The 23,244-nt window shown below is 71.1% G+C and carries 20 protein-coding genes, 4 tRNA genes and 1 pseudogene; 21 read left to right on the forward strand and 4 right to left on the reverse strand.

The genetic code is table 11. From position 1 onward, the window contains the following. Positions 1 to 22 precede the first annotated feature (22 nt). From BQ7391_RS06725 to BQ7391_RS06775, 11 genes are all read left to right on the forward strand, one after another. Positions 23 to 2,311, forward strand: coding sequence for a SpoIIE family protein phosphatase (locus BQ7391_RS06725; protein WP_075279901.1), 2,289 nt, complete (start codon positions 23 to 25; stop codon positions 2,309 to 2,311). 41 nt (positions 2,312 to 2,352) lie between these two features. After that, positions 2,353 to 3,114, forward strand: a complete 762-nt coding sequence (locus tag BQ7391_RS06730; protein ID WP_235858635.1) for an anti-sigma factor antagonist — start codon at positions 2,353 to 2,355, stop codon at positions 3,112 to 3,114. A gap of 102 nt (positions 3,115 to 3,216) precedes the next feature. After that, positions 3,217 to 3,292, forward strand: a tRNA-Gly gene (locus BQ7391_RS06735). A gap of 41 nt (positions 3,293 to 3,333) precedes the next feature. After that, positions 3,334 to 3,407 (forward strand) — tRNA-Cys (locus tag BQ7391_RS06740). A gap of 150 nt (positions 3,408 to 3,557) precedes the next feature. Further along, positions 3,558 to 3,633: transfer RNA gene (locus BQ7391_RS06745), tRNA-Gly, on the forward strand. Positions 3,634 to 3,714: 81 nt separating this feature from the next. Continuing rightward, positions 3,715 to 4,695, forward strand: a complete 981-nt coding sequence (locus tag BQ7391_RS06750; RefSeq protein ID WP_075279903.1) for a putative ABC transporter permease — start codon at positions 3,715 to 3,717, stop codon at positions 4,693 to 4,695. After that, positions 4,692 to 5,927, forward strand: coding sequence for a cysteine desulfurase family protein (locus BQ7391_RS06755; protein WP_075279904.1), 1,236 nt, complete (start codon positions 4,692 to 4,694; stop codon positions 5,925 to 5,927). Before BQ7391_RS06750 ends, BQ7391_RS06755 begins: the two co-directional genes overlap by 4 nt. After that, entirely contained in the window at positions 5,927 to 7,003 is a 1,077-nt protein-coding gene (gene mnmA, locus BQ7391_RS06760) for a tRNA 2-thiouridine(34) synthase MnmA (protein WP_075279905.1), read from the forward strand. Before BQ7391_RS06755 ends, mnmA begins: the two co-directional genes overlap by 1 nt. An 84-nt stretch (positions 7,004 to 7,087) precedes the next feature. Then, the gene (locus BQ7391_RS06765; RefSeq protein ID WP_075279906.1) at positions 7,088 to 7,567 is read left to right on the forward strand and encodes a YbaK/EbsC family protein; all 480 of its coding nucleotides are present in this window, start codon (positions 7,088 to 7,090) and stop codon (positions 7,565 to 7,567) included. A 128-nt stretch (positions 7,568 to 7,695) separates the two neighbouring features. Next, entirely contained in the window at positions 7,696 to 9,189 is a 1,494-nt protein-coding gene (locus BQ7391_RS06770; protein ID WP_075279907.1) for a lysylphosphatidylglycerol synthase transmembrane domain-containing protein, read from the forward strand. Between the two features lie 156 nt (positions 9,190 to 9,345). Beyond that, positions 9,346 to 9,420 (forward strand) — tRNA-Val (locus BQ7391_RS06775). A gap of 399 nt (positions 9,421 to 9,819) precedes the next feature. Here the strand turns inward: BQ7391_RS06775 and BQ7391_RS06780 are convergent. Beyond that, entirely contained in the window at positions 9,820 to 11,934 is a 2,115-nt protein-coding gene (locus BQ7391_RS06780) for an LTA synthase family protein (protein WP_075279908.1), read from the reverse strand. 168 nt (positions 11,935 to 12,102) lie between these two features. On the opposite strand from BQ7391_RS06780, the pseudogene BQ7391_RS06785 reads away from it, so the two are divergent. Continuing rightward, positions 12,103 to 12,408, forward strand: a pseudogene (locus tag BQ7391_RS06785) (peptide chain release factor-like protein); the annotation flags it as partial. A gap of 49 nt (positions 12,409 to 12,457) precedes the next feature. Here the strand turns inward: BQ7391_RS06785 and BQ7391_RS06790 are convergent. Together BQ7391_RS06790 and BQ7391_RS12370 are read right to left on the reverse strand one after the other, a co-directional pair. After that, on the reverse strand, positions 12,458 to 12,784 hold the full coding sequence (locus BQ7391_RS06790; RefSeq protein ID WP_075279910.1) for an HIRAN domain-containing protein: 327 nt from the start codon (positions 12,782 to 12,784) through the stop codon (positions 12,458 to 12,460). 103 nt (positions 12,785 to 12,887) lie between these two features. After that, the gene (locus tag BQ7391_RS12370; protein ID WP_075279911.1) at positions 12,888 to 13,352 is read right to left on the reverse strand and encodes a hypothetical protein; all 465 of its coding nucleotides are present in this window, start codon (positions 13,350 to 13,352) and stop codon (positions 12,888 to 12,890) included. 309 nt (positions 13,353 to 13,661) lie between these two features. Between BQ7391_RS12370 and BQ7391_RS06800 the strand changes: the two genes are divergently transcribed. From BQ7391_RS06800 to BQ7391_RS06840, 9 genes are all read left to right on the forward strand, one after another. Next, a complete protein-coding gene (locus tag BQ7391_RS06800; RefSeq protein ID WP_075279912.1) occupies positions 13,662 to 14,024 on the forward strand; it encodes an Asp23/Gls24 family envelope stress response protein in 363 nt (120 codons plus the stop codon). A gap of 1 nt (position 14,025) precedes the next feature. Continuing rightward, the gene (nusB, locus tag BQ7391_RS06805; protein WP_075279913.1) at positions 14,026 to 14,628 is read left to right on the forward strand and encodes a transcription antitermination factor NusB; all 603 of its coding nucleotides are present in this window, start codon (positions 14,026 to 14,028) and stop codon (positions 14,626 to 14,628) included. Further along, on the forward strand, positions 14,628 to 14,936 hold the full coding sequence (locus BQ7391_RS06810; protein ID WP_075279914.1) for an exodeoxyribonuclease VII small subunit: 309 nt from the start codon (positions 14,628 to 14,630) through the stop codon (positions 14,934 to 14,936). Before nusB ends, BQ7391_RS06810 begins: the two co-directional genes overlap by 1 nt. Before the next feature lies 1 nt (position 14,937). Next, the gene (locus BQ7391_RS06815) at positions 14,938 to 15,711 is read left to right on the forward strand and encodes a TlyA family RNA methyltransferase (protein WP_075279915.1); all 774 of its coding nucleotides are present in this window, start codon (positions 14,938 to 14,940) and stop codon (positions 15,709 to 15,711) included. A 30-nt stretch (positions 15,712 to 15,741) separates the two neighbouring features. Continuing rightward, positions 15,742 to 16,599, forward strand: coding sequence for an NAD(+)/NADH kinase (locus BQ7391_RS06820; protein ID WP_075279916.1), 858 nt, complete (start codon positions 15,742 to 15,744; stop codon positions 16,597 to 16,599). A gap of 52 nt (positions 16,600 to 16,651) precedes the next feature. Beyond that, entirely contained in the window at positions 16,652 to 18,301 is a 1,650-nt protein-coding gene (gene recN / locus BQ7391_RS06825; RefSeq protein ID WP_075279917.1) for a DNA repair protein RecN, read from the forward strand. Between the two features lie 184 nt (positions 18,302 to 18,485). Continuing rightward, positions 18,486 to 19,400, forward strand: coding sequence for a TIGR02452 family protein (locus BQ7391_RS06830; RefSeq protein WP_075279918.1), 915 nt, complete (start codon positions 18,486 to 18,488; stop codon positions 19,398 to 19,400). A gap of 490 nt (positions 19,401 to 19,890) precedes the next feature. Further along, positions 19,891 to 21,540 (forward strand): CTP synthase, encoded by a 1,650-nt coding sequence (locus BQ7391_RS06835; protein ID WP_075279919.1) that lies wholly within the window; start codon positions 19,891 to 19,893, stop codon positions 21,538 to 21,540. A gap of 20 nt (positions 21,541 to 21,560) precedes the next feature. Next, positions 21,561 to 22,457 (forward strand): site-specific tyrosine recombinase, encoded by an 897-nt coding sequence (locus BQ7391_RS06840; RefSeq protein WP_075279920.1) that lies wholly within the window; start codon positions 21,561 to 21,563, stop codon positions 22,455 to 22,457. Between the two features lie 83 nt (positions 22,458 to 22,540). Here BQ7391_RS06840 and BQ7391_RS12375 read toward each other — a convergent pair whose 3' ends face one another. Continuing rightward, positions 22,541 to 23,203 carry a hypothetical protein gene (locus tag BQ7391_RS12375; protein WP_075279921.1) on the reverse strand — a complete coding sequence of 221 codons (663 nt, stop codon included), beginning with the start codon at positions 23,201 to 23,203 and terminating at the stop codon, positions 22,541 to 22,543. Positions 23,204 to 23,244: the final 41 nt, after the last annotated feature.

A 23,244-nucleotide genomic window follows, 5' to 3' on the forward strand; every position in this document is an offset into this window, starting at 1 on the left:
GAGTCGTGACGGAGGGGGTCTCATGGCCAGGGGCGAGCTCAGCACAACGCATGTCGGGGGGATCGGCGAGGGGAGCCTCGCCGGCGCCCTCTCGAAGCTCCTTCAGCTCACGTGCGAGGCCGTGCTCGTCTTCGACGGCTCCGGAAGGGTCCTTCTCGCCAACGACGAGGCCGTGGAGCTTCTCGGCGCCGGAGAGGGGCTCGTGGGCGTCGACGTTCGCACGCTCGTCGAGCGGGAGGGGAGGCAGGCCGCCGAGGGCCCCTTCGAGGTCGGCGCGCTCGGCATCCCGGCGGACGGCTCGGTGGCGCTCGCCTCGCTCAGGTCGGCGGACGGCAGGCCGCACTCCGTTCGCGTGCGCTGCGACGCCGTGCGGGCGCCGGGGGAGACCTACCTGCTCGTCGCGATGCCCGTGGACGCCGACGCCCTCGCCGACCGCGAGGGCGCCCGCGCGATGGCGGACCTCCGCCGCGCCAACCACCGTCTCTCGGGCACGCTCAACATCGTGCTCGACACGATAGACTCCGGGGACATCGCCACCCTCTTCGAGCGCACGCTCGAGGAGCTCACCGACACCATGGAGGCCGACGGCACGCTCGTGTACCTCTCGGAGGCGGACGGCTTTCACCTGCGCGGCATCTCGAGCGGGCTGCTCGGCGAGCGCCTCGCCCGCTTCATGCCGTTCGGCAGGAGCGTGGAGCGGCTCGCCATCCGAGAGGGGAGGGCGGTGCGCCTTCGCGTGTGCGCCCCCACCAACGCCTCGCTGCGCCAGGGCAGGCTCACGAAGCGCGAGGTGCTGAACGAGGAGACGGGCGAGGTGCTCCGGATGCGGGTCGACACCGTGCCGCCGTTCACGAGCTTCATCGTGGTGCCCGTGTGGTTCGGCGGCAGGGTCATCTCGATCATCGAGGTGGGGTGGCGTCGCCTGCACCCGCTGCTCAAGGACGACGCGCGCCTGCTCGACTCGGTTGCCCGCTATCTCTCCATCCAGCTCGCGGGAGCCTTCGCCACCCTGCGGGCGCGCCGGGCGGACCGGCTCGCCTCGCTCGCGACCGAGCTACGCGAGGAGCTGCTCACGTCGGCCTCGGAGGGGTCGGGCGAGGGCGCGCTCGGCCGTATCCGCGACGTCTTCTCAGAGGCGGGAGACGAGCTCGACGCCGCGGTGGTGCCGGTGCGCGAGAACGACCGTCAGCACGTCGTGATAGCGGACCTGCCGCTCACGGGGTCGCGCGAGCTTCCCGTCGACCTCGACGCCCTCGCCGAGCCCTATCGCGCGGGGGACGTCGCCGTGGTGCCGGTGCGCCCCGACTCCAATCTCTTCTCGCTGCTGCGCGACATGGGGGAGCCGTGCGTCGGGGCCCTCGTGGACCTCGGCGAGCTCTCGGGCGAGCGGAGGTGCCTGCTCGTGCTTCGTCCGGACGGAGCCGAGCCCCTTGACGAGACCGAGCTCGACTTCCTCGCGGGCCTCGCCGCCGACGCCCGCGACATCGCCCGGGGGGAGGAGGCGCGCGAGCAGGACAAGCGCATCTCGCAGGCGCTTCAGACCGGAATGAGAAACGAGCTCCAGTCGGTCGAGGGCCTCACCTCGCAGGCCGTCTACTCCTCCGCGACCAAGGCGGCCTCGGTCGGCGGCGACTTCTACGACCTCATCCGCCTTCCGGGGCACCGCGCCTGCGTCATCATGGGCGACGTCTCGGGCAAGGGGGTCGAGGCCGCCTCGGTCGCCGCCGCGGTCAAGACCGCGCTCGGCGCCTACGCGTGGGAGGGCCTCGCCCCCGCGCGGATGGTGCGCTCTCTGAACGAGTTCCTTCTCGGCTTCTCGCGCCTCGAGACCTTCGCCACGCTCTTCGTGGGCATCCTCGACCTCGACGAGGCGACGATCAGGTACTGCTCGGCCGGGCATCCCCCCGCCGTGCTCGTGCACGCGGGGGCCGACGAGGTCTCGATCCTCGACGTGCAGTCCGGCGTGGTGGGCGCGTTCCACGACATCAGCTACCAGGACGGCCTCGTCGAGCTCGTCCCCGGCGACGTCCTGCTGCTGTATACCGACGGCACGACGGAGGCGCGCGACCCACGGGGTGCCTTCTTCGGCGAGGACGGGCTGCGCGAGGCCGTCATGCGCGAGTCCTCCCCCGATAAGCCCTATGACGGCTTCGTGGACCGCCTGCTTGCGGACCTCGAGGGATTCACGGGGCAGAACCTGGAGGACGACGTGGCGATGCTCGCGCTGCGCTTCGACGGGCTCGGCGCGCGCGCCGGGTCGGCCGCGCCCCGGGAGGGCGCGTCGGCCGACCGCTCGAACTCGGGGCGTTAGGACGCTCCCATGCGGGGAATAATCCCCGCATGGGAGCTCCTGTGGACATAGCCATCTTCAACGTGGAGGGCGACCTTGACGTGAGGTCGGTCCCTGCAACGCGCCGCCGCCTCGACGCCCTCGTCGCGCAGGGCACGAGGCGCATCTTCATGAACATGGGCGACGTCAGCTACGTCGACTCGGCGGGGATGGGCTTCATCCTTGGCGAGCTGCGGCGCATTCGCCGGATGGGCGGCCTGCTCTCGCTCTCCAACGTCTCTCCGCAGCTCTATCGCGCGCTCAGCCTCATGCGGATCGTCGAGTTCGTGCCCGTATCCCGCGCCGGCGCGCGCCACGAGGTCGCGGCGCTCGACCCGTCGGTGCTGCCGCGGTGGCGCACGACCTTCCGCGTGGGTCCCGACGAGCTCTCCGCAGCCCGCGAGCGCCTCGGCGAGCTCCTCTCGCGCCTCCCGCTCACGGGGGACGCCCTCTTCGACATGGGGCTCGCCTGCGGCGAGGCGCTCGGCAACGCGGTCGACCACACCTGCGCCGACGGGGTGCTCGCCACGGTCGCGGCCTACCCGGACCGCGTGTGCGTGGAGGTGAGCGACTGCGGCTGCGGGTTCGAGCTGGCGGACGGGGACGAGCCCCCCGAGGCCGCTCCCGAGGACGAGCGAGGGCGCGGCATACGGCTCATGCGGATGCTCGCCGACTCCGTGAGCATCACCCGCAAGCGGACGGGGGAGGGGACGGTCGTGCGGCTCGTCAAGCTGCTTGACTCCTCGGGTTCCTCTCCCGAGGGCGCGCCGCCCCTTGCGGGGTGACCCGCCTGCCGTGCCGACCATAGGGGTTCACAATTCCTCCACGGATTGAAACTTGACCCCTTGCGCCAGCTGGCCCGGCCCCGTATAGTAATCCCTGCGCTTGCGGGCTTAGCGCAGTTGGTAGCGCGCCACCTTGCCAAGGTGGAGGTCGCGGGTTCGAACCCCGTAGCCCGCTCCATGCGAGCTCAGAAGGCCGGTCTTGATCGGCCTTTTTCATACGGCGAAGTGGCCAAGTGGTAAGGCACGGGCCTGCAAAGCCCTGACCCCCGGTTCGAATCCGGGCTTCGCCTCCAGGACGTGACGGGCACCCTCCGGGGTGCCCTTTTCGTATGCAGGCCTCCCGCCTTCTCCTCGCGCGGGCGAGAAGGACGGGCGGCCGAAAAACTTTTCTGGGATAGCCCTTGCAATCTGCGGGGCGGAGGAATATCATTACTCCTCGCGTCGCGGGCTTAGCGCAGTTGGTAGCGCGCCACCTTGCCAAGGTGGAGGTCGCGGGTTCGAACCCCGTAGCCCGCTCCATGGGTATGAGAGGGCCGGTCATGTGACCGGCCCTTTTGCTATCCTGTTCACTCGGACGTCTAAGCCTGAGGGGACCTCTGCATGCTCTTCACCATCGCGCTTCTCATCTTCCTGTTCGCCGTCGCCCAGGGCTTCGTGCGGACGGTCGTGTACTTCTGGGAGTGGCTGTCGCGCGGTCGCAAGCTGGGCGACGAGGAGGTCGAGCTCGCCGAGGAGGCGCTCGAGGAGTCCGAGGACGCGCTCGAGCGCGAGCTCGCCCGGGCGTCCCGCCAGCGCGGGCTCGGCCGCGTCTTCGCGCGGTGGCGCGCCTCCGGCGCCGCGGTCGACGAGTACCTCGACCACCTGCAGCTCGGCTGGTACCAGGTCATCTTCATCTTCTTCGTGGGCAGTATGGCGGGCCTGCTCATCGAGGAGGCCTTCATGCTCCTCACGGCGGGCCTCACCGAGAGCCGCGTGGGGCTCGTGTGGGGGCCCTTCTCGCCGCTCTACGGGGTGGGGGCGGTCCTGCTCACCGTGCTCTGCTTCGGCATGCGTCGCCGTGGGGCGCGCGCCTGGCAGGTGTTTCTCGTCTCCGCCCTCGTGGGCGGCGTGCTCGAGCAGCTGACCGGCTGGGCCATGTCCGAGCTCTTCGATGCCGAGTCCTGGACGTACCTCCACCTGCCCGACCACATCACGCAGTGGGTGGCGTGGCGCTTCGTCGCCATGTGGGGCCTGCTCGGGCTCGTGTGGTCGCGCGCCGTCATGCCTCGCCTGCTCTACCAGATCGGCATGCCGGTCGCGCGCCGCCAGGTGGTGTTCGTCGCGCTCGTGGCTGTCTACCTCGTCGCCGACATCGCGATGACGCTCGTGTGCTTCGAGCGCAAGACGGAGCGCGACGCGGGCGTGCCTCCCGCCAACGCCTTCGAGCGATGGGTGGACACCAACTACTCCGACGAGTTCATCTCGGCTCGCTTCCAGAACCTCAAGATTGGCGGCGAGCGCGACCTCGTGGACGAGAACGGCAACCTGGTGCTCGACGAGAACGGCAACACCATGACCGAGGCGGAGGGAGGGGCTCGATGACGCAGGTCCCCGCCGAGCGCGTCCCCGCGCGGGGCGCGTATCTCGACTACGCGGCGGCGACGCCGCTCGACCCCGAGGTGCTCGAGGCCATGGGGCCCTACCTCACGGGACGCTTCTACAACCCGTCTGCTCCCTACGAGCTCGCGCGCGGGGTGCGCGACGACGTCGAGCGCGCCCGCGCCACCGTGGCGCGGCTCATCGGCGCGCGTCCCGACAACCTCGTCTTCACGGCTGGGGCGACAGAGGCGAACAATCTCGCCTTCGCGGCGGTCGAGGGGCATGTGGTCGTGGACGCCATCGAGCACGAGAGCGTGCTCGCCTGCGCCGGGACCCACGCGCGCCGCACCGTTCGCGTGGGGCGCGACGGCCTCGTGGACCCCTCCGCCGTGGCGCGCGCGATCAGGCCGGACACCGAACTCGTCTCGATAGAGCTCGCAAACGGGGAGATCGGCTGCGTGCAGCCGGTGCGCGAGATCTCCCGCGCCGTGGCCGAAGAGCGCGCGCGGCGCCTCGAGGCAGGCGAGCGCACGCCCATCTACCTGCACACCGACGCGTCCCAGGCGGCGGGGTGCCTCTCGGTCAACGTGAGCTCGCTCGGCGTCGACCTGCTCACGCTCTCCGCCGCGAAGATCTACGGCCCCAAGCAGGTGGGCGCCCTCTGGGCCGCGGACGACGTGCGGCTGCGCCCGCTCGTCTACGGGGGCGGGCAGGAGGGCGGCGTGCGCTCCGGCACGGAGAACGTCGCGGGGGTCGTGGGCCTCGCGCGGGCGATGGAGCTCGCCTGCGAGCGCCGCGCGCGGGAGGCTCGGCGCCTCGCCGCGCTGCGCGAGCGGCTGCGCGCGGGACTGCTCGAGCGCCTGCCGTGGACGGTGGTCTCCGGCCCGCGCAACGCCAGGAGGCGCCTTCCGGGCCTCCTGCACGTCGCCTTCGCGGGGATCGAGGCGCGCCGCCTCGTGATCGCCCTCGAGCGGGAGGGCGTCTCGGTGGGCACGGGCTCGGCGTGCGCCGCGAGCCGCATGCGCGTCTCGCACGTGCTCGAGGCCATTGGGATGCCGCGGCCGCTCGCCGAGGGGAGCCTGCGCCTGACGCTGGGCCTCCCCACCACCGAGGACGAGGTTGACCGCGCCGTGCTCGCCATCGAGCGCGCGGTGCGCTCGGAGATGGCCCGCCTCGGGCTCGACGACGCTGTCCAGGCAGCCCGCGCGGCCGAGCTCGTGGCGGGGTGGCGCTGATGGGGGGAGCCTGCCCGGCGCCGGCGCCCGGCGCCCGCGTCTACTGCGGCCTCTCCGGCGGCGTTGACTCCGCCCTCGCCGCGGCGCTGCTCGTGGAGGCCGGCTACGACGTCACGGCCGTCTACATGCGCAACTGGTCGCGCGACCTGCCTGGCTTCAGGTGCCCCTGGGCCCAGGAGCTCGCCGACGCGGAGCGCGTGGCGGTGACGCTGGGGATCGACCTCGAGGTCTGGGACTGCGAGGCGGAGTACAAGGCCACCGTGGTGGACTACCTCGTCGACGCCTACGCGCGCGGCCGCACGCCCAACCCGGACGTCATGTGCAACCAGACGATCAAGTTCGGGACGTTCCTCGAGCGCGCCCTCTCCGAGGGTGCCGACTTCGTCGCCACGGGCCACTACGGTCGCGTGGCGCGCGGCGAGGACGGCCGCGTGAGCCTGCTGCGCGCGCTCGACGAGCACAAGGACCAGACGTACTTCCTCTGGCGCGTGGGCGCCGACGCCCTCGCGCGAGCGCTCCTGCCGGTGGGCGAGGTCCGCGACAAGGCCGAGGTGCGCCGCATGTGCGCCGAGCGCGGCCTGGGGGTGGAGAACAAGCCGGACTCCGACGGCATCTGCTTCGTGGGCCCGGTGGGCATTCGCACGTTCCTGCTCGACGCGCTGGAGCGCCGCGCCGGGGACGTGGTGGAGTGGGAGACCGGGCGCGTGCTCGGCCGCCACGACGGCGCGTTCCTCTTCACCGTGGGGCAGCGGCGCGGACTCGACCTCGGGGGCGGGCCGGCCCGCTACGTGGTGGGCACGGACGTCGAGAAGAACGTGGTGTACGTGACGGCGGACCATGACAGCCCGGCGCTCTTCTGCCGCGAGGTCGAGCTCGACGACGTCCGCTGGGTCTCCGGCGAGCCCCCCGCTCCGGGACGCTACCTCGTGCGCACGCGCCATACGGGCGAGCTTCGCGAGGCGGAGCTCGCGGGCGGCGTGTTGCGCTTTGACGAACCGGTGCGCCGCGTGGCCCCCGGCCAGTCAGCGGTGCTCTACGATGGTCTCCGCTGCCTCGGCGGCGGCATCGTCTGCTAATCGGGGACAGTCCCCAATTTGCAGAATTATTTGATATCACGTGTTTTGGGGCGGGAGCCGTCCCCGATTGGCGGAGGGGGAGCCATGTCCATAGAGAGGGCCCGTGCGCATCTCGCGCAGTTCGGCGCCGAGGGGCGCATTCGGGAGTTCGAGGAGTCGAGCGCCACGGTCGAGCTCGCGGCCGCGGCGGTGGGCACGGAGCCCGCGCGCATCGCCAAGACGCTCAGCTTCATGGTGGGGGAGACGCCCACGCTCATCCTCTTCGCGGGGGACGCACGCGTCAACAACCAGGCGTTCAAGGCCGCGTTCCACACCAAGCCCAAGATGCTCTCGCGCGACCAGGCGGCGGAGCTCGTCGGGCACGAGGTGGGCGGCGTGTGCCCCTTCGGCGTGGAGCCGGGCGTTGACGTGTTCCTCGACGAGTCGCTCAGGCGCTTCGAGTCCGTGTGGCCCGCGGCCGGCAGCTCGAACTCCGCCATCGAGCTCACGCTCGACGAGCTCGAGCGCTTCTCCGGCGCGCGCGGCTGGGTCGACGTCGCAAAGGGCTGGCGCGAGGGGGAGTAGGGCGGCGCGACGGAACGCGTAGCAGTTCTCTGTTGTCCGCCGCCCGCCGGCCGGCGAGCGGTCGTCCTTCTCGCCGCCGCGCTACACTAGACTGACGAACCGTCCGCTGGCCCGTGGGGAGCTTCCGAGTGGCAGAAGATCAGAACAACGCCGAATCCGCGCGCGTGCCGGCCCCCGCGGCCGAGTCCAAGGCGGCCCCGGCCTCGGCGCCCAAGGGTGCGCGGGGGGCTGCCAAGCGGGTCTCCATGAAGGTCTCGGCCGTCCGCACCGTGGCGGCGGAGGACCGCGAGGCGGACAAGAAGTCGCTGGGCCAGGTTCGCAAGACCGTCGTCTTCCTGGGCTTCGTCGCCATCGCGTATGCGCTCTACCTCGTCCTCAGCGGGCAGGTCGACGAGTTCGTGACGTCTCTCGCGGGCGTGGACCTCGCCTGGATCGTGGCGGGCGTGGCCTGCTTCATGCTCTACTACGTCTTCGGCGTGCTCGCCTACGTGCTCTCCATCATCGCCGACCCGGATAACCCCGTGGGCATCCGCGACCTCATGAGCGTCGAGGCCTCCGGCGTCTTCTTCATGCGCCTCACGCCCAACAGCGCGGGCGCCCCGCCGGCCCAGATCTACCGCCTCACGCGCGCCGGCCTCTCGGTCGGCGAGGCGAGCGCCCTCAACTTCACGCGCACCGTGCTCTACGAGGCTGGCGAGGGCGTCTTTGCCGCCATAATGCTCCTCTTCTGCGGAACCTACTTCTATGAGACGTTCGGCGACGTCACCCTCATCGGCGTCTTCCTCTTCGGCTTCAAGGTGGTGCAGGTGGGCGCCATGCTCTTCCTGTGCCTGTTCCCCAGGCCGGTGGTGGCCATCGGCAACTGGGCGCTCCGCTTCGCCAACCGCCGCGGCTGGCTCAAGGACGAGAAGTACGAGCAGTGGTACGAGATGGTCAACACCCAGGTGGTCAAGTTCTCGTCCGCCTTCAAGCGCTCCGCCAAGAATGTGCGGGAGATGCTGCTCACGATGCTCGTGACGCTCCTTCAGCTCGGCTGCATGTACGCTCTGCCGTGGTTCGTGCTGCGCTCCTTCGGCGAGCCGGCGGACTTCCTGATCTGCCTCGCCTCGGGCTCTATGCTCGAGCTCCTCATCAATGCCGTGCCGCTCCCGGGCGGCGCGGGCGGCGCCGAGGTGGGCTTCGCCATCCTCTTCAAGGGGATGTACGGGGTGCACACCACGGCCGGCTTCGTCATCTGGCGTGCGGTCGAGTATCTGCTCCCGGTCCTTATCGCCGCCCCGTGCATGGGCATGCGCTCCACGAGCGGCGAGTCCATCAACCGGCGCTGGACGCGTACCTGGAAGCGCTTCCGCGAGTTCGTGGGCGGCAGGCCGGGCACGGGCGGCAAGCGCGTCGCGCGCGGCGGCGTCACCGTAAGGCCGGGCGCCAAGAGGGCCGTCGTCTCCGGAGGGCCCTCGGCCGCCGCGGCGGGGTCCGACATAGAGGCGCGCATCGCCGCCGGCAAGGCGGCCGCCGCGCGTCGCCGCGCCGCCGAGAAGGGCGACGCGAAGAAGGCCGCTCCCACGAGCGCGGGCTCCGAGATCACCGTCAAGATCAAGCGCAGGCCGACGGCGAAGAAGTAGGCCTGTCGCATCTCGTGCGCGGACGGTCGTCCGGCCAGGGCGCGATAGGAACTTTCGGCCCGGGCGAAAAAAGTCAAAAATGGGGGTTGCGCTCCGACTGAGTTCCTTGCTAATATATCCCTCGCGCTGCGGTCCCCAACGCAGTGGAACACATAAGGGCGTTTAGCTCAGGGGGAGAGCGCTTCCCTGACACGGAAGAGGTCACAAGTTCAAATCTTGTAACGCCCACCAAATTCTCGCAGCTCAGAGCATGTCGGCTCTGAGCTGTTTTCATGTCTGCCCCGAGCGCTCGCCGCGGTAGGGACTCAGGGGGCGGGGCTTGCTGGACAACAGACGCGCCGGGGGAGCGGTCGGATGCTTCTGCGGGGGGCGACAAGCAGGCGGAATGGCCGCGCGTTGTCGAATCGGGGGTCGTGGCAATTCCCGGTCCCGCGGCGTTGTCGCGTTGGGGGTTGTGGCAGTCGCGGCTTGGCCTCAACTGGGCGTTCTTCTCGCCCCGTTGCGGAATCTGGGGTCGTGGCAGGGCGAATTCTGCCACGACCCCAGATTCGACAGCGCCGCGGCGGCCCGGATTGCCACGACCCCCGATTCGACAGCGCCGGCCGGTGACGGTACGGCCGCGCGCCGGAGCTACTCCAGCTTGCTCGCGAACTCCAGGTAGCTCATCTGCGCGAGGTCGTCGTAGACGCTCGGCAGGGCGTCGGTCTCGTCGAGCGGGGTCCACGCGCCGCTCGCGTCGCGCGCGCCGAGCAGGCTCAGGGCGGGCATCTCCTCCCAGGCGACGAGCTGGGCCTTCTGGTAGTCCGTGAGGGGCGCGCCGATCTTCTCGGCGAGAAGGGACCCCAGGTAGCAGACGCTCGTCGCCTCCTCGTCAAGCCCTCCCGCGCCGGCGATGTCATAGTTTGCCCAGACAAAGTACGTCGTCTCGTGGACCCGAAGGTTGTGTGCCAGCTCGTCGGACTCGTCCGGGTACACCGCGTCGTTCACGATGGAGGAGAGCGCCGGCTGGTGGTCGCCGAAGAACAGCACGACCACGGGCCGGTCGAGCTCCTCCAGCGCGGAGAGGAGCCCCTCGAGCGCCCGCTCGGACTCGGCGATGCAGCCCAGGTACTCGGAGAGGCGCCCGTTGTCGTAGTCGCTCACGCCGTCGACGTGGTACTGCTCCACCTCGCCGATGTTGTTCTGGTCGTAGCTCGAGTGGTTCTGCATGGTGACGTCGAAGATGAGCTGCGGCCCCGCGTGCTCGTCGAGCAGGCGCAGGATGCGGTCGTAGGTCTCGGCGTCGGACACGCCGCTGTGGTACCACTCCGCGCCGGGGAAGTCGTCGATGGTGAGAAACTCGTCGAAGCCGAGGGCCTCGTAGACGCGGTCGCGATTCCAGTTGGTGGCGTAGTTGGGGTGCATCGCCGTGGTGCGGTAGCCGAGCTCCGAGAACTGCCTGGCGAGGCTCGGCGCCACCGAGAGGTCGTAGAGCGAGTACGGGTACTTGCCGTCGCCGACGTAGGCGAGCGGGATGCCCGTGAGGAACTCGAACTCGGAGTTGCAGGTTCCCCCGCCCAGGACGGAGACGGCGAGGTCCCCCGAGAGGACGCGCCCCGGAATCTGGCCCAGGTAGCCGAGCCCCTCGTAGCCCCAGCTGTCCCCGTCCAGGCACGAGAGGTCGGAGAAGGTCTCGTTCATGATGCAGATGACGGTCGGGCGGCTCTCGTCGAACTGCGCCGCGGCGGCCGAGCGCTCGCCCCCGGAGCCCCTCGTCTCGTCGTACGCTGCGACGTAGCTCGCCTCGAGGTCCCGGGCAGCGGCGGCGGAGTAGCCCTCGGGCTCCTCGACGGGCAGGTCCTGGGCCACGGCGACAAAGGACGTGAGGAAGCCCTGCCTGCGGTAGTAGGTGAGCGTGTACCAGTACTCCATGCCCACGCCGAGGTCGTCAAAGTAGCTCGGCAGCGTGGCGCCCGCCCAGAGGGCGACGAAGGCGAGGCATGCGGCCGCGAGGTTGGCGGCGGCGGAGCGCGCGCGGGCGGCGCGCCCCTCGGCCGGGATGGGGAGCACGAGGGCACAGAGCGCGAGCGAGACGAGCAGGCACGTGAGGCCGAGAAGGACCCTGCCGTCGACGGAGTAGACGTAGCTGCCGCTCACGGCGGCGGCGGTCCCCAGCACGAAGAGGTCGTTGGGGAGGATCGCCGACGCCTTGAAGCTCGCGACGAAGAACTGCGTGAGCCCGATGAACGCGCAGGTCCCCACGCCGAGCGCGATGCCCGAGCCCCTCCGCTGGAAGAGGAAGTACAGGAACGTGAGCGCGCCGAGGACGAGTAGCGCCTCGATGAGGGCGAACCTCGGCTCCACGGCGAGTCCGCCCTCGGCGTAGGGGAGCTCCATGGCAAGAAACCCGAGCGCCACGCCGGCCGCTATCGCCAGGATGGCGAGAAGGGCGCGCGGCAGCCGGCGAGGGATGCCGGCCATGGCGGCGCGGACGTCGAGCGCGGCGAGGATCGGGTCTCGCAGGAGCGCGGCCGCCCCGGCGACGAGCGCCGCCGCGCAGAGGGAGAGAAGCTCCGGCGCGCCGCCCAGGTAGAGGCCGCCCCAGCACCAGACGATTGCGGCGATGAGCATGAGCGCGGGCGCGGCGAGCCAGCAGAAGGCGCTCGGGCGGGGGAGGCCGCCCTTCGCGAGGGAGCGGCGGACGAAGAGCACCGACCCGGCCGTGAGGGCGCAGAGGGCGACGAGCGGGATGAGAGCGAGGGGCATCCTGACCCTTTCATGACGCGAGGCTTACGTGGCCATCATGATACGGCATGCGGCTGTGCGTCCTGTGACGCCCCCGGGCTCTGATACCATGCACTCATGGAGACGGGCAGGCTCACATACCGCGACTACGCCGCCTTCGCGCGGCAGAGCGCCGAGCAGATCGCACGCGACTGCGAGGTCCAGGTCTTTCATGCCTCGGGCCCGGGCGGGCAGGGCGTCAACACCTCCGACTCCGCCGTGCGGATGCGCCACCTGCCCACCGGGATCGTCGTGGTGTCCCGAGAGGAGCGCAGCCAGCTCCAGAACCGCCGCCGCTGCGTAGAGAAGATCATCGAGGTCTGCCGCCGGCGCTCCCGCCCGCCGCGCCCGCGCAAGAAGACGCGCGTCTCCGCGGCGCAGAAGCGCCGCCGGCTGGAGGCAAAGCGCGCCCGCGGGCAGGTGAAGCAGCTGCGCCGCCGCGTGGAGGGGGAGTAGCCGGCCGCGGCTCGCCCCTGCGTGCGCCGGGCGCCGGAGCCTCCGCCCCCTATCTCGCGTCGCGCACGTAGATGCCCACCATGAGCTGGTGCCAGGGGCTGCGCGTGGGGTCGGCCTTGAGGACGCGGCACTCGAGCACGTCCGCGTGGCCGTAATAGGCGAGCGTGGAGACGAGGCCGCTCTCGTCGGCGGGGACGTAGCCCAGCTTGGTGCCCCTCCAGCTGATGGCCACGGCCTCGGGGTCGTGCGGGTTGTCGCGCTCCGGCGCGAGGTCGAGCCCCATCCCGGAGGAGAGCTCGCCTATGACGCTGGCCCCGTCCCAATACTGGAACCCGGCGACGTAGAACGTTGAGACATGACGTGACGGCTCGTACATGGTGGCCTCCCAGCCTCTCTTCTCCTGCCGGCGGCGTCCCCGTCGGCTGCTGGGGCCAGAGTAGGGGAGGGACCGGACAATAATGGGGCCGGGGCGGTCGCGGCTATCGCACGCGCCGAAGCCAGCGGCGGACGTCCGCCCCCGCCGACACGAGCAGCACGGCGGCCGCGACGGCCATGACGGCGGAGAGCGCCCAGAGGTCGAGGGCCGCGTCGAAGGGGACGAGCTGCACGGGGAGGAGCGCCTGCCCGCCGTGCTCGGGGTCCAGCCCAAGCATCGTCACCACGCAGGTGCCGACGGCGGCGAAGACCGCGAAGACCGAGCAGAACCCGAGGCCGGCGCGGCTCATGGCGTCGGCCCTCCGGGCCGCCCCGTCGCGCGACGCCTCGTCGGCGGCGCTCGAGACCCTGCGGACATCCGCCCGCATGACGAGGTAGGCCGCGCAGGCGACGAGCGCGATGACCAGGTAGATGAGGGCAAAGACGCCGACGCACGGGTTCGCTAGGCCGAGCGCGCACGACCCGCAGAGGAGGGCGAACGCCGCCCAGAACGACCTTGACTGCTCCATGGGGTCCGCACCCTCCCGTCCTTCTCGCCCGCTTCTCAGAGTATCTCACTTCCCGGGGCGTCGCCGCGCCTCGCGCCAGCGGATAAAGGGTGCAAAAGGGACAGGCACTTTTGCACGATGGTGCAAAAGGGACAGGCACTTTTGCACGACTCGATGGCCCCCGATCGGCGCGACGCTTTCCGGGTCGCTGCCGCCGGCACCCGGGCGACCGAGTGTCACGCTTTCGCGCAGCGGGCTGGTCGCGGCTCGCTCCGCCGCGGCCAGAGGGTATACTGTTTGGGACGCAACCGTTCGACAAGGGGGTCCTCAATGGCCGAAAGCGAGCTTCACGTCTCTGGCATCGGCATCTCCAAGGATGTCGTCTCCACCATCGTCTCCATCGCCGCCCGCCGCGTCGAGGGCGTCGCCTCCGTGGGGGGCAACGACATCGCCTCGAGCCTCATCTCCGTCTTCACCAGCAGGAGCGTGGCTCCCGAGAAGGCCGTCGAGTCGACGGTCGAGGGCGACGACCTGCACCTCACCGTGCACCTCGCCGTGTTCTACGGCTACCCCTTCACCAAGCTCGCCGCCGACGTCCGCCAGGCGGTCGCCGACGCGGTGACCGAGCAGATTGGCGTCGGCGTCTCTGCCGTCGACGTGTGCATTGACAGCCTCGTCTTCCCCAAGGAGTAACTTGAGCACTCACTTTGGCGGGCGCACCCTCGCCCGCAGCCAGGCCCTCCAGCTGCTGTTCCAGGCGGAGGCCAACTCCCGCGCGGTCCTCTCGGTCCTCGACGGCGACTACGCCCTCTCCGAGGGGCCGCTCGACGACTACGCCCGTCGGCTCGCCCTCGGCGCCGACGAGGCGCGCCCCGAGATTGACGCCGTCATCTCGGCCCGCTCTGCGAGCTGGTCGATCAGCCGCATGAACGGCGTGGACAGGAACCTCCTGCGCCTCGCGATCTACGAGATGCTCTACGTCGACGATGTCGACGTGGCCATCACCATCGACGAGTGCGTCGAGCTCGCCAAGGCGTACGGGACCGACGAGTCCTCGCGCTTCGTGAACGGCCTTCTCGGCCGCGTGGCCGACGACCTCGAGGCCGGCGTGGACGTCATCGCGGCAGCCCGCGCCGAGGCGGAGCGACGCGAGGAGGAGGCCCGCGCCGAGGCGGAGCGACGCGAGGAGGAGGCCCGCGCCGCGCAGGCAGCAGCCGCCGGGGACGAGCCCGCTGACGCCGAAGCCGCCACCCCCGCGCCCTCCGACGGGGAGGACGCCCCCGCGGGAGACGCGTGATGGCCCGCGTTGACGTCTCTCGCTACCAGACGTTCGGCGACATCACCGAGCGCCTGGATGACATCGTCGCGCAGGTGCGCGACAAGGACGTCTCCCTCGAGCACTCGCTCGACCTCTTCGACGAGGCCATCGCGCTCGGCTCCAAGGCCGTGAGCCTCGTCGACGCCACCGACTTCTCCCCCGAGGAGGAGGCGCGCCTCGTCGAGGAGCATCGCTCCGCGCAGGGCGGCGCCGATGACGCCGAGGGAGAGGGGGGCGCCGCCGAGAAGGGCGGCGACCCCGAGGCAACCGCCCCCGACGAGGAGTAGCGTGCCGCGCCGTCGCCTCGACGAGGAGCTCGTCGAGCAGGGGTTCTTCTCCACGACCGACGAGGCCCTCCGCGCCGTGATGGCGGGCGAGGTCTCCACGAGCGACCGGCGCATGACGTCGGCCGGAGAGCGCGTGCGGCCCGGCATTCCCCTGCACGTGCGCGGCAGGTCGCGCTACGTGAGCCGCGGCGGCCTCAAGCTCGAGCGCGGCCTCGAGGCCTTCGGGGTGGACCCCGCGGGCCTCGCCTGCCTGGACGTGGGATGCTCGACGGGCGGCTTCACGGACTGCCTGCTCAAGCGCGGCGCCGCATCGGTCATCGCCGTCGACGTGGGGTACGCGCAGTTCTCGTGGGACCTCCGCCAGGACCCCCGGGTCCGCCTGCTCGAGCGAACCAACATCGTGGACGTGCCCCCCATCGTGGGCGAGGACGCGGTCGACCTGGCCGTCTGCGACGTCTCGTTCACCTCGGTCCTCGCCGTGCTGCCGGCCGTGCTCGGGCTCCTGCGCCCGGGCGGGACCTTCCTCACGCTGGTGAAGCCCCAGTTCGAGGCCCTGCGCGACGACGTGGGGGAGGGAGGCGTCGTGCGCGACCCGACCGTTCGTCGCGCGGCGCTCGAGCGGGTGCGCGCGGCGTTCGAGGCGGCGGGCCTCGCGGTGCGCGGCTCGTGCGAGAGCCCCATCACCGGCCACAAGGGCAACGTGGAGTACCTCCTCTGCGGCTCGCTCCCCTCGGGGCGCGCCGCCGGACGGGCTCCGGGGGATGCTACACTCTGAGTCGTCGACCGAGAAGGAGGAGGCAGGCGCGTGAAGGTCCTCATCGTTCCCAACTTCTCTCGCGCGGACGCCCTCGAGGGCGCCCGCGCGCTCGAGGGGTGGCTGCTCGACCAGGGCGTGGACGTGCTCTGGGCGCACGACAAGAAGCTCTTCCCGGGAGTCGATGACTCGGCCGAGGGCTGCGACCTCGTGGTCTCCCTCGGCGGCGACGGTACCCTCCTGCGCGCCGCGCGGATCGTCGGGTACGAGGGCGTCCCCATCGTGGGCATCTCCTACGGCCACCTCGGCTTTCTTACGGCCGCGGGCCCCGAGGACCTCGTGGCGACGGTCGAGGACGCGCTCGCGGGCGAGCTTCACGTCTCGCGCCGGGCGACGCTCGACGTCGAGTGCGAGTTCGAGCGCGCGGACGGGAGCACCTACGTGCGTCACGGATTCGCCCTGAACGACCTCGCCGTCGCGCGCGGCGGCGCCGGCAACATGATCGAGTTCGACGTCTCCGTCTCCGGGAAGCACATCGACCGGCTGCGCGGGGACGGCTTCGTGGTCTCTACCGCCACGGGCTCCACCGGCTACGCGCTCGCCTCCGGCGGGCCCATCGTGACTCCCGAGTTCACGGGCATGGTGTGCGTGCCCATCGCGCCGCACACCATCATGGCGCGCGCCTTCCTCACCTCGCCCTCGGACGTGGTCGAGATAGAGATGAGCCCCGAGAGGCCGTCCATGCGCCACTTCTTCGTCGACGGTCAGCCCATCGCGCGCGAGAAGCACAGCCGCGGCGTGCGCGCCACGGTGCGGCGCGGCCGCGGCGACGTCGTCCTGCTCGACCGCAGCGCGCAGAGCTTCTACGACTCGGTCTCGCGCGTGTTCTACGGGCAGGTGGGGAAGTGAGGCCGCGCGGGGGCGGCCCGGCGTACGGCGAGAAGGACGGGCGGGCAGGAAGATGATCGACGAGCTCCACGTTCGCAACGTCGCGCTCATCCGCGACGCCTCCATAGAGCCGGCGGCCGGGCTCACGGTCCTCACCGGCGAGACGGGCGCGGGCAAGACCGCGCTGCTCTCGTCGATCAAGCTCCTCGTGGGCGAGCGCGCCGACGCGGGCATGGTCCGCGAGGGGGCGCCCGCGCTCGAGGTCGAGGGCAGGCTCTTCCTTCCGGGCGACGACGAGGACGGCACCGTGGTGCGACGGCGCGTTGGCGCGGACGGCCGCGGCCGCGTGGACGTGGACGGGCACATGGCGAGCGTGCGCGAGCTCGCCCGGCGCGTTGGCGCGACGGTGGACCTCTGCGGCCAGCACGAGCACCAGCGCCTGCTCTCCGTGCAGACGCACGTCGACATGCTCGACTCGTGGGCGGGCGCCCCGGCGGGCGATGCCCTCGGGGCCTATCGCGAGGCGCTCTCCGCCGCCGAGGCCGCCGCATCCGAGCTCGAGCGCGTCCGCGAGATGGGCCGCGCCACGGGCGAGCGGCTCGACGAGGCGGCCTTCGTGCTGCGTCGCATCGACGAGGTGGACCCGCGGGAGGGCGAGCTCGAGGAGCTCGAGGCGCGCCTCCCGCGCGCGGAGCACGGCGAGGCCCTCATGGAGGCCGCCTCCGGGGCCCGTGAGCTCCTCTCCGGCGATGGAGGGGCCTGCGACGCGCTCGGAGATGCCGTGCGCGCCCTCTCCGACGCCGCGCGCTTTGACCCGGCGCTCGGCTCGTGGGCCAAGGTCCTCGAGAGCTCTCTCATCGACGTCGAGGATGTGGCCTCCGAGCTGCGCGACTACGCAGACGGGCTGGACTTCGACCCCGAGGAGCTTGAGCGGCTGCAGGGGCGGCTCGCCCGGCTCGAGGGGCTGCGGCGCGCATACGGCCCGAGCATGGCCGACGTGCTGCGCCGCCGCGACGAGGCGCGCGAGGTCGTCGAGGCGGCGAGCGACGGCGGCGAGCTCGAGCGCCGCGCCGCCGAGGAGCTCCGCCGCAGGGAGGCCGCCCTCGCCGAGGCCGCAGACGCCCTCGACGCCGTGCGTGCCGAGGCCGCCCCGCGCCTGGCGCGCGCCGTGTCCGAGCAGATGGCGTTTCTCGAGATGGGATCAGCGGAGCTCGTGGTGTCCCAGGAGCGGCTGCCGCGCGCCGAGTGGACGCGCTCCGGGGCCTCCCGCGTGGAGTTTCTCTACCGGCCGGGCGCGGGGCTCACCGCGCGGCCGCTGCGCAAGATCGCCTCGGGCGGCGAGGTCAGCCGCGTGATGCTCGCCTGCAAGGTGGTCCTCGGCGAGGCTGACGACTGCGAGACCCTCGTCTTCGACGAGGTGGACGCCGGGGTGGGCGGCGCCACGGCCGTGGCGCTCGCGAGCGTGCTCGCCCGCCTCGCGGCCACCCACCAGGTCATCGTGGTCACGCACCTCGCGCAGGTCGCCGTGGCGGCCGAGCGGCACTACCTTGTGCGAAAGTCGGAGGGGGAGTCGGGCGTGCCCGAGACCTCGCTCGTCGAGATCTCCGGCGAGGACCGCGTGGCCGAGGTGTCCCGCATGCTCTCCGGCGACACGGGCGAGGCCAGCCGCGACCTCGCGCGGGAGATGCTGGAGCGCCGCGCCGAGAGGGGGGACGGGGCCTGAGACGACGACGGGGGTGCTGACAAAGGTGACAGGGTCAACTGTCATGAAAGGTTCATGACAGTTGACCCTGTCACCTTTGTCAGCCTCCGTCAGCCGCCCATGCCGGCGCTTCTCGCCCCGCGTTCTGGGCTTCTGCGCCTCGTCTTTGTGCGAGAATGACCGCAGGGCGATGAAAGGAGCACCCATGGCAGAGGGGAACGCCCGGCGCGACGCCCGCGGGGGCGGGCGCGCCGCGGAGGCGAAGCGTCACACGAGCGAGATGGCCCGGCGCTTTGCGTCGGAGATCGAGCGCGCCGTCGCCGACACGCGCGTCTACGACGGCGCCCCGAGGGCGTCGGTCGAGGGCCGGGTGCCCGTCGTCACCGTGGCGGAGGAGGACTCCGTCGCTGCCGTCCTCGCGCGCGGGCGTGGCCTGGCGTCCGCCTGCGACCTCGCCGTCCTGGACTTCGCCTCGTTCACCTACCCCGGCGGGGGCTACGACCGGGGGACCATGGCGCAGGAGGAGTCCCTCTGCGCCGAGAGCTTCCTCTACAACGTGCTCACCGAGAAGCGCGCCTGGTACGCCGAGAACCGCCGCCGCAACATCAACTGCGACCTCTACCGCAACCGCGCCCTCGTGGTGCCGCGCGTGCGCTTCGAGCGCGACGGCTTCCACTCGTACGCAGACGTCATCGTGGCGGCGGCCCCCAACGCGCGTCGCGCCCGCGAGGAGTACCGCGTGGGCGACGCGGCCCTTCTCTCTGCCCTGCGCGATCGCGTCCGCCTGGTGATGGCCATCGCGGATGACCTCGGGCATGACAAGCTCGTCCTGGGCGCCTTCGGCTGCGGGGTCTTCGGCTGGGACGCCGCGACGGTGGCGGAGGCCTTCCGTGCCGAGCTCGCCGGCGGGGCGCACGTAGCCTCCGAGGTGACCTTCGCGATCCCGCGTGGCCGTGCGGACGAGAACCTCGAGGTCTTCCAGCACGCGCTGGCAACCTTCCCCGAGCCCAACCCCGAGCCGTACCGCACCCGCGCCGAGCGGGCCGCCGAGGCGGCGCGCGCCCGCGCCGCGGGGCCCGCCGAGGACGAGGGCGAGGACGACTGGAGGCAGTACCTCTAGCCGTACGGCGGTCTCGGGAATCCCCGCGCCCCGAAGACGGGGACGAACGACGGGAGGGCCGCCGAGGCGCCCGCGCTCGGCGAGGAGCCCTCTCGGCATGCCTCGGTGTCGGCTCCCACTCTGACGCCTCTGGCCAGCTCCCCCGCCATCCCGTCCCCCTCCCTCCGCCCCCAGGAGCGCAGCGCGCGTTGCGCTCCTGGGGGCGGAGGGAGGGGGACGGGATGGCGGTGTATTTAATATAGTCGGACGATCACCACCGAGTCCTAGATGTATAGGAGCCAGCGTCAGCTGTGAATAAGAGAAGAGCCAGGCCCCCAGGAGCGCAGCGCGCGTTGCGCTCCGCCGCCATCGGGGCCCGCCCCAGCGTTTCCCTTCCGTGTCGCTTTGTTTCGCGTGTGCGTCGACTTCGGCGAGTGGCCGTGGTGCCGCTGCGGCGTCGCGCTATCATGGAATCCCGTGGAAACGAAACGGTTCTCTACGGGAGGTCCCCATGGCAAAGCACATATTCGTGACCGGCGGCGTGGTATCGTCCCTGGGAAAGGGCATCACGGCGGCATCGCTCGGCCGCCTGCTCAAGTCCCGCGGGTATCGCGTGATGATGCAGAAGGCAGACCCCTACCTCAACGTCGACCCGGGGACGATGAGCCCCTTCCAGCACGGAGAGGTCTTCGTCACCGAGGACGGCTACGAGTCCGACCTCGACCTCGGCCACTACGAGCGCTTCATCGACGAGAACCTCACGCGCAACTCCAACTTCACCACGGGGGCCATCTACCAGGACCTCATCAGCCGCGAGCGCGCCGGCGACTTCCTCGGCGGTACCGTGCAGGTCATCCCGCACGTGACGGACGCCATCAAGGAGCGCTTCCTCCGCGTGGAGGAGCAGACGGGCGCCGACGTGGTCATCACCGAGCTCGGCGGCACCATCGGCGATATCGAGAGCCAGGCCTTCGTCGAAGCCATCCGGCAGTTCCGAAACGAGAAGGGCCGCGACGACTGCATCCTCATCCACGTGAGCCTCGTGCCCTACATCGCCGCCGCGCACGAGGTCAAGACCAAGCCCACGCAGCACAGCGTGCGGGAGCTGCGCTCCTTCGGCCTGCAGCCCGACTTCATCGTCTGCCGCTCCGACCACGAGGTGGACGCCTCCATTCGCGCCAAGATCGCGAGCTTCTGCGACGTCCCAGCCGACCACGTCTTCGAGAACTCCGACTGCCCCTCGATCTACGACGTGCCGGCGCATCTCGCGGAGCAGGGCTTTGACCTCAAGGTCTGCGAGCGGCTGGGGCTCGACCCCCGCGAGAGCCACATGGAGGGCTGGTACGACTTCACGGGGGCCATGCACGCGGCCAACGCCCGCGAGGACGTCACGCGCATCTGCGTGGTGGGCAAGTACACCCAGCTCCCGGACGCCTACCTCTCCGTGATCGAGGCGCTCCACCACTCCGGCGTGCTCTTCGGCCGCCATGTGGACATCCGCCTCGTGGACGGCGAGGCGCTCGACGACCAGAACGTCGACGAGGTGCTCGGCGACGCCGACGGCATCCTCGTGCCCGGCGGCTTTGGCCTGCGCGGCATCGAGGGCAAGATCTGCGCCGTCCGCCGCGCCCGCGAGGGGCGCGTGCCCTACCTCGGCGTCTGCCTCGGCCTGCAGGTCGCCGTCTGCGAGTTCGCGCGGGACGTCTGCGGCCTCGAAGACGCGAGCTCGGCGGAGTTCGACCCCGCGACGCCGCATCCCGTGATCGACCTCATGCCCGACCAGGCGAAGGTCACCGAGAAGGGCGCCACCATGCGTCTTGGCGCCTACCCGTGCAAGGTGCTCTCTGGTACGCTTGCGGGGGAGGCGTATGGGGAGCCGCTCGTCTACGAGCGTCACCGCCATCGCTTTGAGGTGAGCAACGCCTATCGCGACCAGCTCGTCGCGGCGGGGCTCGTGGTCTCGGGCCTTTCGCCGGACGGCCGGCTCGTGGAGATGGTGGAGCTTCCCGAGGACGTTCACCCCTGGTTCGTGGCGAGCCAGGCGCATCCCGAGTTCAAGAGCCGCCCGGACCGCCCCGCCCCGCTCTTCAGGGAGTTCGTGCGCGCCGCGATCGCGCATCACGAGGGGTGCGGCCGCCGAGACGTGGTGCCGCTCTCCTAGACGAGAAGGACGGAGGAGCCGTGGACCTCGCGCACGCTCTCGAGGAGTACCTGGGATACCTCGCCGTCGAGCGGGGCAGCTCGGAGAACACCATCGCGTCCTACGGCCGCGACCTCGCCCGCTATGTGGCCTGGCTCGCCGAGCGCGGCGTCACCGACCCCGAGGACGTGACGCGCCAGCTCATCGAGGAGCACGTGGGGGCGCTCGTGGACGTGGGCCTCGCCCCCTCCTCGGTGGAGCGAGCCGTCTCAGCGATCAAGGGGCTCCATCGCTTCATGGTCGCCGACGAGCTCTGCTCCGCCTTCCCCACGGCTGACCTCCCTCTGCCCGCGAAGCCGGCGCGCCTGCCGGACGTGATCTCGGTGGAGGCCGCCGCTCGCCTGCTCGACCAGCCCTTCCCCCAGACGCCCTCTGGGCTGCGTGACCGCGCCATCCTCGAGACCCTCTATGGCTGCGGCCTGCGCGCGAGCGAGCTCTGTGGGCTCGACCTGCGCTCCGTCGTCCTGGACGAGGCGCTCCTCCGGGTTCACGGCAAGGGGGGAAAGGAGCGCGTGGTGCCCGTCATGGGGACGGCCGCCGCGGCGCTCTCGGCCTATCTCGGGCAGGGGCGCGGCGAGCTCGTGGGGCGCCGCTCCACGCAGGCGGTCTTCCTCAACGTGCGCGGCGGGCGCCTCTCGAGGCAGTCGGTCCACGCGATCGTGGAGCGCTACGGGCGCGTGGCGGGCATCGAGGGGCTCCACCCCCACACCCTGCGACACAGCTACGCCACGCACCTCCTTGAGGGCGGGGCCGACCTGCGTGCCGTGCAGGAGCTGCTCGGGCATGCCAACATCGCGACGACGCAGCTCTACACCCACGTCGACCGCTCCCACATCAGGCGCGTGTACCTCGCCGCGCACCCCCGCGCGAGGGAGTAGGGCGGCTAGGCTTGGCATGCCGGGCGCCCTCCTTCCTGCTTTTGGTCGAGCATGCCCCCGCGCACGGAATGTGGGCTGGAGTCCTACATTCCGTGCGCGGGGGCATGCTCGTGGTATGGGACGCCGGCCGCGGAGAGGGCGTCCGCCCAGATGTCGCGGCTGATGGTGAGCCCCTCGCCGGGCATGTCGGCGGCCGCCACCTCGATGCCAGTGTCGGCGTCCACGAAGGCGGCCCTGAATCCCCAGTCCTCCTGTCCGTCAAAGAGCTGCAGGTAGCCGCAGGCAACCATGATCGTGTAGAGGTCGGCCGCGGCGTCGTTGTCGTCCGTGAAGCAGGGGCGCGCGGTGACGGTGATGGCCCGGAGGTCGTCGGACACGTCGACGGCGTCGGCGCAGTCCCGCTCGAGGAGCGACGCGGTCTCCTCCGCAAGCGTCTCCTCCCACTTCCGCACCTGTGCCTCGAGCTGTCCCGCCGTGAAGGTGAGGATGACGTCGTCTCCCTCTGCGACGGCGTCCAGGGCGTCCTCGCTCGCCTCGTTGGCGTACTGCTCGAGGACGTCCTCCTGCGAGAGGGCGCAGAGGCGGAGGAACGACGCGGGGAAGCGCACGGAGGCGGCTTCCTCCGCGGGCTCGGGTTCGGGCTCGGCGGGTGCGGGGTCGACCGGCTCGTGCCCCCCGTCGGCGCAGCCGCAGAGGGCGGCGAGAAGGGCGCCGGAGAGCGCGAGTGCGGAGCGTCGGCTGAGCATGGGAAAGCCTCTCATGAGGGCTTTGATAGATGAAATTATAG

Origin of the sequence: Thermophilibacter provencensis (genome assembly GCF_900128445.1) — a bacterium.
Classification (GTDB): domain Bacteria; phylum Actinomycetota; class Coriobacteriia; order Coriobacteriales; family Atopobiaceae; genus Thermophilibacter; species Thermophilibacter provencensis.